We start from the raw sequence: 12,527 nt of genomic DNA on the forward strand, positions 1-12,527 counted from the left end.
ATCCGGCCGTGCCGTTCGAGCGCGCCTTCGCCCGGAACGGCTGGCCCGACGGCTGGCGCAACGGCATCTATCCCTTCGTGCACTTCCACACCACCGCGCACGAGGTGCTGGGCATCGCGCGCGGCCGCGCCACCGTCCAGTTCGGCGGCGCGCGCGGTCAGGCCGTCACGGTGGAAGCAGGCGACGTCGTCGTGCTGCCGGCCGGCACCGGCCATCAGCGCCTGGAGTCGAGCCCGGATCTCCTGGTTGTCGGCGCCTATCCGAAGAATGCCCGGGTCGACCAGCACCGCCCCGGCGGACTCGATCACGCCACCGCTGTCGCCAACATAGCGAAGGTGCCCGTCCCCGACAGCGACCCGGTGCACGGCGCGGCGGGACCGCTGGTGGAGCTGTGGGCGTAGACGTCAGCTGAACCCGCGATAGACCACCGTCGCGAACATGCCTGCTGCCATGTGATAGAGGTTGTGGCAGTGGTACGCCCACATGCCGGGATTGTCGGCGTCGAAGGCGACCGTGATGGTGGTTCCCGGCGGCACCAGGACGGTATCGCGCACCGCGCCTGCGAGCCGCTGGCCGTCGATCTCCACCACCTGGTAGGAATGCCCGTGCAGATGCATGGGATGCGACATCATCGTGGTGTTGCGCATCACCAGTTCGACCCGCTCGCCCTTCTCGACGGTGACCGGCAGGGCTTCCATGCCGTGCACGCCGATGCCCCAGACATACGCCGCCATGTTGCCGGTGAGCTCGATCGGCACCCTGCGATCGACCGGTCGGCTGGCGAGCGGCTCGCGGGCCCGCAGCGACTTCTCCAGCCCCAGCCCGAGCGCCGGCGCGGCCATCGCGCCGTTGGTCGGGACCTTGGTCACGGCGGCGCCGCCCGGCCGCAGGATCACGCCGGTCTGCAGCATGCGGCCTTCGCCGCGCGCCACGATCGGCACGGCGCGCTTGTCGTTGGGCATGCGCAGCAAGACATCGGCGCGCTGCGCGATGGCGAGCGGCAGGGCGGTGAGCTTGAGCGGCGCCACCGGATTGCCGTCGACGGTCAGCAAGGTGACCTCGATGCCGCCGAACTCGACCATGAAGTTCGATGACGCCGAGCCGTTCAGCAGGCGCAGGCGCACGTTGGCGCCCGGCTCGACATTGAAGATCTCGGGATCGGCGAAGGTGCGGTCGTTGGCCAGATAGGCGTCGTAGGTGACGTCGTTCAGGTCGGGTTTCGCATCGCCGCCCGAGGCCATGCTGGTGCCGCCGCGCGCCATGCTCGTCGTGCCGCCCGTCATCTGCATGTTGCCCATCGCCATGGCCGGCTTCGGCTTGCGCAGGTCGGCGAGGATCGCCTCGGGTTTGCGCCAGGAGAAGTCCTCGAACATGACGACCACTTCCTGGATGCCGCTCTGGATGGCCTCCGCCTCGCGGATGATCAGGGGCGCCGCCGCCAGGTTCTGTTCCTGCAGGCCGAAGTGCGAATGCATCCAGCGCGTGCCGAACGGCCGGGCGGGAAAAGTGTAGTCCGCGAACTTGCCGGGCGCGATCGGCGGCCCCGTGAGATAGGGAACGCCGTCCTGCCGCCATGGCGGATTGAGGCCGTGCCAGTGCAGGCCCGACAGGACGTCGAGGTTGTTCTCCAGCCGGACGTCGAACATGTCGCCCTGCCCGAGCGTGAGTCCCCATTCGCCCGAAGGCTGCGAGACGCGGTAGCGCCTGGCCGGCTTGCCGTCGACCTCGATGGTCCGGTAGTGCAGCCGCAGCACCTTTCGGTCGGCCGCCCGGGCCATGTGCGCGGTCGTGGCGAGCCCCGCCGATCCGACGAGGGCTGCACCGGCGAGAAGGGAACGCCTGGACGGGTTCATCGCATTGAGCCTCCCTGAAACGACGCCGATCGACCGGACGACGGCTATTCGTGGGCGTTGGGCGGATTGCCCTTCAGGCGGTAGACGACCCCGGTCTTGGTGGCGCCAAGCCTGATCCAGTCGCGCGCCTCCTGCTGAAGCGCCAGGAAGAAGGCCTCGCCGCGGGCCAGCGCCTCGTCGGTGATGTCGCTTCGCCGCCGGAACTTGAGCTGGAAGGCGAACTCGCCGATCAGCGGGCTGTGATCGCCGCGGCTGCGCCACAGCGCGACGTTCGAAACGGTGCGGACGTTGTTGCCGAAGTCGAGCTCGCCGACGTCCTGCAGCACCTCCTCGACGATGGTGCCGTTGACCAGGTCGAGCTTGTCGTTGTGACTGCGCTTCAACGTATCCAGGGCGGGCAGCATCTGCACCATGGTGTCGAGCGACAGCCGTTCGCCCGCCGCCATCGCGGGCGTCTGGTTGAACTCGACATTGTGCGAGTACAGCATGCGCAGGCCGCCGAGCCCGTCCTTGAGCGGGAGTGCCTCGGCCTTGAACTTGATGCGGTAGTCGGAGGTGATGTGCGGACGGACGTCCATCTCGGCGGCAGTCTGCAGGTCGGGATGACGGTACTTGAAGACGATCTCGGGCTCGCCGACCGGAAAGCCGTCCTTGTAGGGGATGCGCCGGCGCAGGATGAAGGCGTTGTTGTAGAGGCGATAGTCGTGCGTGTCGACGAACAGCACCTCGCGGATCTGCAGCGGCTCGAGATCGTAGCCCGACGGATCGAAGCGCACGCCGGCCTGCTTGGCCGGCCGGCGCATCACCTTGGCGAAATCGAACAGGCTCTGGCGCGACGTGAAATGGTTCGGCTTGAGGATCAGCTTGCATTCGAGATAGCGAATCTCGTCCAGCGGCATGCCGTCGCTGTACTTGCCGGGCTTGATCTCCGGCAGGTGTCTTGCCCGCAGCGCCGGTTGGGTCTTGGTTTTGGTCTTGTTTGCCATCGAACGAAGCTCCCCCGATTTGGCCCACTATAGTCCACGGCCGGGCCGAGGGGGAACGGCGCGCGGTGACCTGGAACGCCGGCATCTCGATCCGGCTGGTGCCCTGTGACAAGATGCAGCCGGGCGGCGGCGGCATCCACGGCCCGACCGGCCCTCCGGCAAAGGGACCCATCTGATGAGCAATATGCGTAACGTCGATTCGCGTGAATGGGAGCTGCGCTGCGATCTCGCCGCGGCCTATCGCCTGATCGCCCATTTCGGCATGGACGATCTGATCTACACCCATCTTTCGGCGCGCCTGCCCGGTGAGGAGCACCGCTTCCTGCTCAACCCCTACGGCCTGATGTTCGACGAGATCACCGCGTCGAGCCTGGTCGCCGTCGATCCCGAGGGCCACGCGATCGAGAAGGAGGAGGAGTCGAAGATCAACAACGCCGGCTTCACCATCCATTCGGCGGTGCACATGGCGCGCGACGATGCGCAGTGCGTCATGCACACCCATACGACGGCCGGCATGGCTGTGGCGGCGCAGGAGCAGGGGCTGCTGCCGTTGAACCAGATGTCAATGGAGTTCTACGGCCGCACCAGCTACCACGACTACGAGGGCGTCGCCGTCGATCTCGACGAGCGCGACCGGTTGGTGCGCGACCTCGGCGGCAACAGCGCCATGATCCTGCGCAACCACGGGCTGCTGACCACCGGCCGCACCGTCGCCGAGGCATTCCACTACATGTACTACCTGGAGCAGGCCTGCCGCATCCAGGTCGCCGCGACCCAGGGCGGTCAGAAGGTGGCGGTGGTGCCGGACGCGGTTGCCGCGCACACCGCGGCGCAGTTCGCCAGCTGGGCAGACACCAAGGGGCAGCGGCCGTGGGCGGCGTTGCGGCGCCGCCTCGATCGCGAGAGCCCGGACTACAAGACTTGAGCGGCGACTGGCTGCCGATCGCGCCCGAGAAGGCGGGGTTCGCGACGAACCTCGGCGAGCGGCTCGACCAGGCGATCCTCGACAAGCGCCTCTGGAACATCCACGGAGTCGCGGTGATGCGCGGCGACCGCGTCGTGCTGGAACGCTACTTCCGCGGCCAGGATCATGCACGCGGCCGGCCGCTCGGCGAGGTGTCGTTCGGGGCCGACACGCTGCACGACCTGCGCTCGGTGTCGAAGAGCATCGTCGGCCTGCTCTACGGCATCGCCCTGGAGCGCGGCAAGGTGCCGCCGCCGGAGGCGCCGCTCCTGTCGTCGTTCCCGGCGCATGCCGGCCTCGCGGCCGATCCGGGGCGCAAGGGCTGGACGCTGCATCACGCGCTCAGCATGACCATGGGCACCGACTGGGACGAGCTCAGCGTGCCCTACACCGACCCGTCCAACAGCGAGATCGCCATGGACCGGGCGCCCGACCGCTATCGCTACGTGCTGGAGCGGCCGCTGGTGTTCAAGCCCGGGCAGCGCTGGGTCTACAACGGCGGCGCCACGGCGCTGCTCGGCCGCGTGATTGCCGACGCCACGGGAAAGAGCCTGCACGATTTCGCCCGCGAGGCGCTGTTCGACCCGCTGGGCTTCGGCCCGACCGAATGGCTCGCCGACGCCAAGGGCGACGCCTTCGCCGCCTCCGGCCTGCGCCTCTCGCTGCGCGACCTCGCGCGCCTCGGCCGGCTGATGCTGCGCGGCGGCAAGGTTGCCGGCAAAGGCGTGGTTTCCCGCGAATGGCTGGCCCGCTCCACCACGCCCTATGTCGCGGTCGACGAGGTGCGGCGCTACGGCTACCACTGGTATCTCAACCATTTCGCCTTCTCCGTGACCACCGGGCCGCGCTGGAGCCGCAACCGGCTCGAGCATGCGTGGGGCGCCTACGGCAACGGCGGCCAGCGCCTCTGGGTGCTGCCCGGCCTCGACCTCGTGGTCGCCGTCCTCGCCGGCAACTACGACGATCCCGAGCAATGGGTCCCGCCGATGCGTTTCCTGCGCGAGGTCGTGCTGGCGAGCCTGGAGTAGCTTCGCCATTCGCCTCCCCCGTAGTCGGGGGTGATGCCCCGTCTTAGGGGGGGGAGGGTTCATGCCACATGCGGACCGCGGGCGTCTCGCCCGATATTCTCGTTAGCGGGCGAGACGCCCGCGGTCCAGAAGAACATGACCCCTCCGCCTGCCTGCGCGAAGCCGAAGCCGCTTCGCTTCGGCGGAGGCAGGTCGCCGTAAAAGGCGACACCTCCCCAGCGGAGCTGCGGAGGAGGATGATCAGCGCGCGTTGAAGAGGCCCGGGGTGACGCTGCCGTAGCTGCCGCGCAGGCGATTGGTCCAGCCGTAGCCGACGAAGCCGCCCGCGGCGTCGTAGAGATAGTTGAAGCCTTCGAGGAACATGCGGCTGGTGTTCACGAACACGCCGACGTCGTGGACCACCTCGACGCGCTCGGGATGCAGCGGATTGCCGCGCTCGCCGACCGTGAAGGTGTAGAAGGCCGGCTGCGGGTTGCGCCGGTGGGGCAGATAGATCGAGATGGTCGTTCCCGAGGGCACGCGGGCGCCGCGCCGCAGGCGCGTGCCCTCGGGCGGCGACAGGAACATGTAGTTGATCCCGGTATCCATCAGGATCTGGCCGTCACCTTCCACTCCGTCGACCGAGACCGTCATCGGCGCCGGTCGCCAGGTCGGCGCACCCAACTGCGAGAGCGGTCCCGGATTGAGCTTCACGAAGGCGAAATTGCGCGCGAGCTCGGGCGTCATGCCGAGATGGACCGCCGTGCGCGTGATCACGTAGCCCGGCCGGATCGACGCCGCCGGCGCGCCTGACGCCAGCGCCACGATGTTGGTGAACGGGTTCTTCGGCGCACCAGCCTCGGTGCTCTGGGCGGCATTGCGGGCAAAGCCGATGCCCATGAAGGCGACGCCGCGCGGGTTCTGCTCGGGCCGGCAATCGCGGGCGCGCTCGAGGCAGGTGATGCTGGTGACGCGCAGTACCTGGACGCGCGCCGTTGCCACCGGAACCTCGCCGTTGCGCAGGACCTCGACATTCGTGGTGTAGCGCTCGCCGTTCAGGATGCGTCCGCTGCTGGTGTAGACCAGCCGGCCGGGACCGCCCGGAACGTCGCTAGGCGCCGGCGTGTAGTGCTCGGCCGCCACGACGATTCCGGTGGAGCCGGTATCCATGCCGAAGCGGCGGGGCGGCGCGCCGTGCAGCTTCATCCACACATGCGGGACCGCCGCCATGTGGATCGGCCCGTTGGCGAACGGCACCTCGATCGCACTCAGGCCCTGGTACTGCTGCCACGGCGCATCCTGCGCACGCGCCGGCACGACGCCGGCCGCGATGCTCAGACCCCGGCAAAATGACAGGCATCGACGCATGACGGTCCCTGTTTGCGATTATGGCCTCTTCTGGACCGCGGGCGTCCCGCCCGAACATGAATCGTGCGCGGGCGGGACGCCCGCGGTCCAGAAGAAGACCCTTGAAGCCCACAACCCCACCGGAGTCTGGAGTGGAGATGCCGGCAATGCAATGAGCGGGAGGGAACGCATCTTTCACGTTCCTCCCCGTAGTCGGGAGAGGGAATCTCAATTCACGATCGCATACGCCGGTTGCCTGAAGTCCGCGCCGGCGCGCAGGAACCCCGTGCGGCTGTCGAGCAGGATCGCCTCGACCGAGCAGGCGCGGCGCGTGTAGGCGGGCCACATCTCGACGTCGTGGCCGCGCCGGCGCAAATCGTCGAGCGTGGCGGCGGGCAGGCGATCCTCGATGTTCAGGCGGCCCGGCAGGTGCGTGTAAGGCGCGAACGAGTTGGGGAAGCTGAAAGTGGCGAAGCGCGGCTGCTCGATCGCCTCCTGGATGTCCATGCCGAAATGGAAGGTGTTGAGGAACACCTGCAGCATGGCCTGCACCTGCACGTCGCCGCCTGGCGCGCCGAACGGGATCACGCTGCCGTCGTCGCGCACGGCGATGGCCGGGTTGGGTGTCAGCCGCGGCCGCTTGCCCGGCGCCACGCCCGAGGGATGATTGGGATCGGGCCGCGACTGCGTGCCGCGCGCCGACGGCACGATGCCGAGGCCGGGGATCACCGGCGAGCGCCACGAGCCGTCCGACGGCGTGGCCGACATCGCGTTGCCCCAGCGATCGACGGCGCAGCAGTAGGACGTGTCCGGCTCGACGACGGCATCGCTCCTCAGCGACGAGGCGGTTGTCGCCGGCGGCCGGTTGCTGGGATAGGCGCCGAGCGGCGGCGGCATGTCGGGCATGGCGCGCTCGCGATCGATGGCGCTGACCCGCGCCGCCACATGACCATCGGACAGCAGCTGGTCGAGGCCGACATCGACGAACCGCGGATCGCCGTAGCGATGCTCGCGATCCGAGCACGCCGCCTTCATGATCTCCGTGATCAGGTGGATGTAGTCGGCGCTGTTGTGCGCGAGGCCGGCCAGCCCGCCCGCCGCCTCGATCATGCGCAGGGCCTGGGCCAGCATCGGGCCCTGGCACCATGGCCCGCAGGTGTAGACCTCGAAGTCGCGCCAGCGCACGCGCACCGGCGGCTCGTAGCGGCAATGGAAGCTGGCGAGATCGTCGCGCGCGAGATAGCCGCCTTCCTGCTCGTGGTAGCGCACGATCGTGTCGGCGATGTCGCCGCAGTAAAACGCGGCACGGGCAGCCTGCAGGCCGGTGAGCCGGCCACCCTTCGCCGCGGCGCGCTCCTGGTCGACCATGTACTGCAGGGTGCTGGCGAGGTCGGTCTGCAGGAAGCGGTCGCCGACATCGGGCGGCTTGCCGCCGGGCAGGAAGATCGCGGCGTTGGAGGGCCACGAACGGTAGCCGTCCTCGTACTGGCGGATCATGGTCGCCATGTACTCGAACACGGCGAAGCCTTCGCGGGCGTAGCGGATCGCCGCACCGGCGACGTCGCCGAACGACATCGTGCCGTAGTCGGAGAGTGCGGTGATCCAGGCGTCGGGCGCCGCCGGCACGACGGTGCGCAGCAGGCCCAATGGCATCTTGCCGCCATGCTCGCGCATGAACAGGTCGGCCGGGAAGCGCGACGGCCAGTGCCCGAGGCCGGCGATCGTGACGACCTTGCCCTGGCCCGTGCGGATCATGATCGGCGCCACGCCCGCCACGTTCACCTCGTCGGGATGCAGGACGGCGAGCGCGATGCCCGCGGCGCATCCGGCATCGATCGCATTGCCGCCCGCCTCCAGGATGGAGAATCCCGCCGCTGCGGCCAGGTGATGGCCGGCCGAGATGGCATGGCGGCTTCCGTAGAGAGTCGGGCGCATGGATTTCATGGAAAGGGTCATCCTGTGATGGAGCAGGGCATCATCGCCTCCACTACGCCAGCCAGTTGTTGGTTCCAGTCAGGCTCGTGAAGTCGATGCCGACGACGAGATCGTTGAAGTCGCCGTCGCCGCCGCCCGCAGTGTCTTCCCATCCCCAGGTGTTCAGGCCATAGCTGTAGATGTGCGTGATGTCGTCCTGGTTGGCCTGCGAGAAGGCCCAGTAGACGCTGTTCGTTGTGAGGTCGGTCAGCTTCATTGCCAGGATGTCGCCCTGCTTCACGCCCTGGATCGTCACGTCGGTCCACTGGCCGTACCCTGGTCCCTGGATCAGGGTCGTGCCGGACGTCGTCTGGTAGTCGCGTCCGGCGGCGAGCGTGGCATAGTTCCCCTGTCCGGGCGCCACGCCCGCCACGGTTCCGTTGAGATCGTCGACACGGTAGATCTCGAGCTGCAGCGAGTCCGTTCCGTTCTGCCGCAGGCGGACGACGGCGTCCCAGCCGACGTCCTGGCCGTCGACGATGTTGGTCGCGGTCTGGGCGATCGCGACCGGCCGCGCAAGCACGATGCTGCCGGTGCTGTCGCCATATTGCACGAAGCCGTAGTCGGCGGTGAGCTGCGCCTGGTAGAGCGGGAGCGTGGCGCCGCCCGCCTCGACGGAGAGCGAAGCGCCTTGAGCGACGGTGATCTGGAACGGAACGGCCGAAGCCTCCTGATCGAAGAGCATCACGAGGTCTGGATCGAAATCTTCGTGATGCACGGCCTGCTCGGCGAGCCTGCTGGTCCAGGCGAGGGTCTCGTTGGCGAGCATCGTTTGAGTCGTGCCGGCGACCGTCACGCTGAGCGGCCCCGACGTCGCGAAGTTGTTCTGGACGAGGAGAGTCTGGCTGGCGCCGCTCGTGCCGCTGTACGGCCCCGGGTTGTCGATTACCGGCGTTCCCTCGTAGTAAGTCTGCGCCTGTGCAATCGCCGTCAGGGTCCGCGCCAGGACCATCCCGTTCGGGGTGCCGAGGCCGCTCGCGAGATCGTACCCGGGCGCGGCCTCGTAACCGAGGCCGGTCGGTACCATCGGCGTGTAGATGGCTTGGCCTTGAGAGTCCTGCGAGATCTGGAAATAGCCGGTGTCGTCCGTCGTCAGGTAGAAGCTGTTGATGTTGTTGCCGAGCGTGATGTCGTTGAACGAAGCCGGGGCGATTGCCGCGGCCATGTAGAGCAGGTCGTTGTAGTAGCCCAGCGGCCCGAGAGTCTGGTCGGCGAACACGGCATCGAGCTGGGCGGTGAGGCTCGCCCACAGGGGCGACGCTGCGCTCGTGCCGCCATTGCCGTGAATCAGGTTCGTTGCCTGGCCGCTGATGTAGTTCTGGTTGAGGACGCCATAGGCCGTGTTGCCGAAGGCCAGGAGCGCGACATCGGGCGCGCCGCGCCCTGTGCCGCTGGTGCTGGTCGGCAAGAGGCCGAAAGCACTTTGGTAGTCGGGCACGGGCAAGGCGGTATTGACGCCGCCGACACCCGTCGTGTTCTCGCCGAACTTCGCGGCCACGCCACTGTCGTAGCCTTCCAGGTCGAGGGTTTGCCAGATGCTCTCGAACAGGGAAACCAGGGTCGGCGACGGATCGGAAGGCACGGTGTCGACCAGATTGGTGGGCAGCGTCTGCAGACCCGCCGCCACGAGGTCGAACACTGTGGCCGGATCGTTCTGCTGCGCCCGCGCCAGCAGGGAGCTCAGCGTCGGATCGGTCTCGGCGCTGTACAGCGACGACAGCGAGGTGCCGCCAACCGCCAGGGCATAGGTCGGCGACTGGCTGGCGCGGTAGTTGGCGAGGCCGTTGGCCAGGTCGGCGCTGGAACCCTGGTCGCCGGCGGAAAGATGGACCGAGACGTTGCTCAGCACGCCGTCGACGAAGAGCTGCTCGTAGGCCTGCTGGAACGGGGAGCTGGCGCTCGGCTGGATGAAGAACGCATAGGACGAGCTCAACACGTCGGCCCTGTTCGTCGTCGCGAAGAAAGCCTGCTGGAACGCAGTGAAAGGCGTTCCTCTCATGTAGGAATACAGATACTGCGTGCTGTTGGGCGCCGCGTCGGCGATCACCGAAATGTCGAGCGTCAGCTCGCCCGGGCTGCCTGCCGAGCCGTCCTGCGAGATGACCTGGAACTCGGATGCGGTATAGGGCTGCAGGCCGAGCTGTGTGCGATACTGATTGATGTATCCGAACAGCGCTGCCTGGGTATAGGGGACATTGTCCTCGATCAGGGCAATGGCCGGTGTAGCGGCGGCCTGCCCCGCCGTCGATGACAGCGGAAAGTCGTAGTTGGCCGCGATTGCGGCCGGCGTGGCGATCACCTGGGTGGAGGTGCCCGCGGCGTTGCCTATCCCCAGCGGGCCGGGCGGCAGGGCGGCGCCCTGCGAGGCGAGCACGGCCGGGCTGGGCACGTAGACCGCCTGCTCGAACCACACGCCGTCGATGTTCGGTATGGTATCGTCCAGCGTCAGGTTGCCTGCCCACGCGAGGATGTCGGCAGTGCCGGTCGATATCGTCAGCAGGTCGGTGCCGAACAGCTGCTCGAACTCGGCCGCATCGAGCGACAGCCAGATCGTGCGATTTTCGGGTGAGGACAGATAACCGTCGAGCGTGGGAAGGCTCGACAGGCCGAGCAGAGATTCCAGCGCCTGCTGGGTCGCCGCGAACGACGCGGACGAGGCGCCGTATTGCGCCCACACGGCCGCCGGATCGGCAAGGGCGGCTTGCCGGGTCGCCCAATCGCTGGCGAGAAGCGGTGTCGGGTCCTGCATGCGCTCGAGGGTCAATCCGACGACGAGCGTCGCATCGGTGGCTGCCGGGGCGATCGTCGCACCTGCAAAGAGCGGGGCCAGGACCTGCTGGGCGACGGAGAGGCTCGTCGATGAGGCGAGCGTGGCGAAATCCTGCGCTGTCGCGAGCTGGTTGCCGTAAGCGTCGAGAAACGTCGAATTGAGCAGTGTACTCATGCCTTCCCCAGTACCCCTGGGGCGGCATCCTAAGGTGTCGACCCTGTGTCAGGAAGCGTCATCGGCGTGCACGCGAAATGATTGAGCGACGTTCTGAGGAACGATGTGCTCGTCAGCGCCGGACGAACGGACCGAACAGGTGGCGTCGCCAGACCTGGTCGTTGAACACCACCAGGAAGAGCTGGGCGATCAGGGGGCCGAGGCGCGGATCGTCGGGGCCGGTGGCGTCGCTCCACGCCGTGGTCTGCGACAGCGCGAGATCGTTGCGGCAGTAGACGGCGAAGACGTTGAACGGCCGGCTGGGGATCGGCGGCTTGTGCCAGTACTGGCCGCTGCACACGCGGGCAGCCGTCAGATCGTTGGCGGCGTCGAACACCAGGACGAGCCGGTAGTACGGCCGCGGCATCTCGACCGGGGCCTGATAGGTGAAGGTGAGGTTGGGCCTGGGCTTGTTCGCCTGCATGACCGGCAACAGGTGGCGGTTGACCTCGGCAGCCGGCAGGGCGGGGAAGGGGCTGCCGGCCATGACCACCTGGAAGGTTCTGCCGTCGGTCACGGCGAAGAATTCGCTGTAGTCGTATTGCGGTGCGTAGTAGGCGCCGCCGATCCCGCTCGCCGTGAAGTCGCAGGCCGCCAGCACCGCGGCGGCGAGCAGGCTGAGCGGCGCTTTCGAGGATCGACGGCGGGAATTTCCGGGCGATTGTTTCATCGTGCCGCTGCCGTGGTCTATTCAGGGAACGATCTTGGCCAGCCAGGAGCGCGTTCCCCTCCCCTCCATATTCTGCAGCGTGATCGGCCCCACGGCGACGTGTACACGAACTTGGCGGCATGATCGATTTCCCAGCGCATTGGCATCGACGACTCCTTTGGCGACGCGCCGGCTCAGATCGGCTTGCCGGCGCTCTCCGGCCAGCGCCGCATCAGGGTGTTGGACGGCAGGCTGTTGTCGACGACCTTGCGCGCCGTCTCGACGCCGGCGACCGGCAGGCCTTCCGGGTCGAGCAGGCCGACCTGGACCAGCACCGAGGCCTGGTCCCAGTAGATGTGCTCGTGCGCGACCTTGTCGCCCTCGAAGCGCACGATGGCGACCAGCGGGATCTCGACCCGCTTGCCGGTCGGCGCGATTCCCGGCAACAGCCAATCGATCTCGCTCGTATGGGTGAAGCAGAACACCAGCTCGTCGACGATCTGGTCGGTCCCGATGGTGCGGCTGACTGCCCGCAGCTCGGTGTCCGGCGGATTGCCGCCGATGAAGTGATACTTGTAGAACCGCTTCAGCTGGTCATGACCGACGCCGCCGGTCATGGTCGGGATGTGGTTGACGTAGGGCCTCGCCACCATGGTTGCCATCGTGGCGTCGGCATCGCGGGTCTCGAACTCGTACCGGCAATGGGCTTCCCAGAGTGCGGCGAGATCGGGTGCGGGCATGGTTGTTCCTCCTAATTCTACTCC

The 12,527-nt window shown here is 67.7% G+C and carries 10 protein-coding genes; 3 read left to right on the plus strand and 7 right to left on the minus strand.

Annotated features, from left to right (window positions below):
• The coding region (locus AB7O82_RS04020; protein ID WP_428618689.1) for a cupin domain-containing protein at nt 1-401 on the plus strand (401 nt) is incomplete at its 5' end.
• Nucleotides 402-404: 3 nt separating this feature from the next.
• Here the strand turns inward: AB7O82_RS04020 and AB7O82_RS04025 are convergent.
• Entirely contained in the window at nt 405-1,853 is a 1,449-nt protein-coding gene (locus AB7O82_RS04025) for a multicopper oxidase family protein (RefSeq protein ID WP_428537883.1), read from the minus strand.
• A 44-nt stretch (nt 1,854-1,897) separates the two neighbouring features.
• Entirely contained in the window at nt 1,898-2,839 is a 942-nt protein-coding gene (locus AB7O82_RS04030; protein ID WP_428537880.1) for a hypothetical protein, read from the minus strand.
• 175 nt (nt 2,840-3,014) lie between these two features.
• Here AB7O82_RS04030 and AB7O82_RS04035 point away from each other — a divergent pair, with 175 nt between their 5' ends.
• On the plus strand, nt 3,015-3,764 hold the full coding sequence (locus AB7O82_RS04035) for a class II aldolase/adducin family protein (protein ID WP_428537877.1): 750 nt from the start codon (nt 3,015-3,017) through the stop codon (nt 3,762-3,764).
• Nucleotides 3,761-4,831: a serine hydrolase domain-containing protein gene (locus AB7O82_RS04040; protein WP_428537874.1), complete on the plus strand. Its 1,071-nt coding sequence runs from the start codon at nt 3,761-3,763 to the stop codon at nt 4,829-4,831. Before AB7O82_RS04035 ends, AB7O82_RS04040 begins: the two co-directional genes overlap by 4 nt.
• Nucleotides 4,832-5,071: 240 nt before the next feature.
• Here the strand turns inward: AB7O82_RS04040 and AB7O82_RS04045 are convergent, their stop codons facing one another.
• The 5 genes from AB7O82_RS04045 to AB7O82_RS04065 all read right to left on the minus strand — a co-directional run bounded on the left by AB7O82_RS04045 (nt 5,072) and on the right by AB7O82_RS04065 (nt 12,503).
• Nucleotides 5,072-6,178, minus strand: coding sequence for a hypothetical protein (locus AB7O82_RS04045; RefSeq protein ID WP_428618691.1), 1,107 nt, complete (start codon nt 6,176-6,178; stop codon nt 5,072-5,074).
• A gap of 207 nt (nt 6,179-6,385) precedes the next feature.
• On the minus strand, nt 6,386-8,101 hold the full coding sequence (locus AB7O82_RS04050; RefSeq protein WP_428537868.1) for a gamma-glutamyltransferase family protein: 1,716 nt from the start codon (nt 8,099-8,101) through the stop codon (nt 6,386-6,388).
• A 43-nt stretch (nt 8,102-8,144) separates the two neighbouring features.
• A complete protein-coding gene (locus AB7O82_RS04055; protein WP_428537865.1) occupies nt 8,145-11,075 on the minus strand; it encodes a DUF4114 domain-containing protein in 2,931 nt (976 codons plus the stop codon).
• 112 nt (nt 11,076-11,187) lie between these two features.
• Nucleotides 11,188-11,784 carry a hypothetical protein gene (locus tag AB7O82_RS04060; RefSeq protein ID WP_428537862.1) on the minus strand — a complete coding sequence of 199 codons (597 nt, stop codon included), beginning with the start codon at nt 11,782-11,784 and terminating at the stop codon, nt 11,188-11,190.
• Nucleotides 11,785-11,957: 173 nt separating this feature from the next.
• Nucleotides 11,958-12,503, minus strand: coding sequence for an ester cyclase (locus AB7O82_RS04065; RefSeq protein ID WP_428537856.1), 546 nt, complete (start codon nt 12,501-12,503; stop codon nt 11,958-11,960).
• Nucleotides 12,504-12,527 lie beyond the last annotated feature (24 nt).

The organism is Reyranella sp., from assembly GCF_050185545.1.
GTDB lineage: Bacteria > Pseudomonadota > Alphaproteobacteria > Reyranellales > Reyranellaceae > Reyranella.